Below are 1,825 nucleotides of genomic sequence, written 5' to 3' on the forward strand. Positions count from 1 at the left end.
TGCGCGAACACGCGGACGCGCTCGCGGAGTTGTTCATCACGATCATCCGCACCCACACACCCGCCGAGGCGGGCACCGTGAGCATCGAACGCCTGCGCCCGCTGGCGAAGAGTGTGGTGGAGGCGGAACTCTCGATGGCCCTGGACCGCCGCCTGGCCTCGGAGAAGCAGGACGAGGACTGACTGTCGCCCACCTCGGCGTGCCTACCCAGCGCGCCTACCTCGGCAGGAACCAACGAGCCTTGTAGATCCCGCCGTCGACCAGCTTGTACTCACTCCGCGGCCGATGCACGCTCACCTTGGTCGTCCACCAGGTCTCCTCGAGACCGCTCTCCGGCACAGTGGTGATGACCTGCCCCGTCCGCGGATCGTTGCCGACGCCCTTGACCGACTTCCGGGAGATCTCCTCGGCCCCCGCGAAGTCCTGCACGAAGACGCCGCCCCGGATGTCGTACTGGAAGACGGAGGCGTTCGTCGTCACCCAGAGCCGCCCAGGCCGCCCAGGCCGCCCGGCCACAGGGAAGAGGTCATGTCCGCCGGGGGTCTTGCCCGGCGTCCCGATCGGGAGGCCCACCGACGAGAGGCGTGTCAGCGTGGGCCGGGCCCGCGTGCCACCCACGGCGTACGTGACCAGCTCGTCGTCGCCGATGGCCCACAGCACCTCGCGCTCGCCGTCCCAGTGCAGCCCGTGCGCGCCCTTGAGCTCCGCCTCGGCGTACCGCGAGGCATGCGGCCCCTGCGACGCCGCGTACAGCCTGACCAGCGCACCCGTGCTGCACGCCACCGCGACGTTGCCGTCCGGCAGGATCTCCGCGCTGTGCGGATTGAAGAGGTCGTCGCCGGGACCGATCGCCGTGCCCCAGTAGCGCCTGCCCGAGGGATAGTCGACGACGGCGACGAAGCCGAAGGACGCGGTCGTCAGGACGTACGTACGCCCCTTGAGCCTGCGTACCTTCGACTCGCTCGGATACACCCAACTGTCCTCGGGCCGAAGATCCTCGTACCCCGCGCGTCTCAGCGGCGAGAACGCCCACCGCACCACGGAAGGATCGGCCTCCGCGTCCCAGACCCTGCGCCGCGGATCGAGTACGAGGATCTGCTGGGTCGCCTGCTCAGTGAGAAGCACGGGCGGTGTGCCCCGGGGTACCCCACCGGAGGCGGCGGCGGATGACGCGGCGGCCAGCGGCAGACCCGCCCCGATCCCGGCGCCCAGAGCCCTCAGCAGCACACCCCGACGAGACAGCGTCCCGGACATGAAGTCCCCCCACACGACGGAAAGTTGGGCCGTTTCCGCGTCATTGTCAGGTACGCGCCCCCCATTCCGCCATCGACGCGCCACATCTCATGCAGCCGGCACGGAGCGATCACCCGAAAGCAGCAGGACCCACCCGGGGCCTCCGGGTGGGTCCTGCTGTTCAAGCCGGCGCAGCGTCAGGCGTCGTAGTCCTGGTTGAACTTGTCCTGCTGCTCCTGCGCCGCACGCTGTGCCTCGTCCGGGGACTTCGCGGAACGCTCCCGCGACTCCTCCTGGGCTTGCTGGCCGCGCTCCTGCGCGTCGTCACGGGCCTGCGATGCGCGCTCGCTCGCCTCGTCCTGCTCGCTGCCCATGGCACCCTTCGCCTTGGCGGCGAGGTCCTCGGACTTGTCCTGGAACTGGTCCTTGATGCCCATGCGGTTCACTCCTAGAGGGTGAGGTTGGAAGGGCCTCGACCAGACTTACATGGGGGCACATTCCTCGCATTTCGATCAATGACCGGCAGTGACGAACCGCGAAAAGCCCTGCCCGAGACGCCCCTCTACCCCCGCGGCGGAAGCTTCGGCCGCTG

General features: G+C 69.3%; 2 protein-coding genes and 1 pseudogene. 1 reads left to right on the plus strand and 2 read right to left on the minus strand.

What is annotated here, in order from left to right; translation table 11 throughout:
• Positions 1-182 (plus strand): annotated as a pseudogene (locus tag ACZ5CR_RS44305) (MerR family transcriptional regulator); the annotation flags it as partial.
• Between the two features lie 34 nt (positions 183-216).
• Here ACZ5CR_RS44305 and ACZ5CR_RS44310 read toward each other — a convergent pair.
• Both ACZ5CR_RS44310 and ACZ5CR_RS44315 read right to left on the minus strand, forming a co-directional pair.
• The gene (locus ACZ5CR_RS44310; RefSeq protein WP_468869081.1) at positions 217-1,254 is read right to left on the minus strand and encodes a DUF6528 family protein; all 1,038 of its coding nucleotides are present in this window, start codon (positions 1,252-1,254) and stop codon (positions 217-219) included.
• 176 nt (positions 1,255-1,430) lie between these two features.
• Positions 1,431-1,670, minus strand: coding sequence for a hypothetical protein (locus ACZ5CR_RS44315; RefSeq protein ID WP_468869084.1), 240 nt, complete (start codon positions 1,668-1,670; stop codon positions 1,431-1,433).
• Positions 1,671-1,825: the final 155 nt, after the last annotated feature.

The organism is Streptomyces sp. NPDC031274 (assembly GCF_055570235.1).

Coding starts and splice junctions, on each gene's coding strand:
- ACZ5CR_RS44315 (WP_468869084.1), bottom strand. CDS start 1,670: ATGGGCATCAAGGACCAGTTCCAGGACAAGTCCGAGGACCTCGCCGCC.
- ACZ5CR_RS44310 (WP_468869081.1), bottom strand. CDS start 1,254: ATGTCCGGGACGCTGTCTCGTCGGGGTGTGCTGCTGAGGGCTCTGGGC.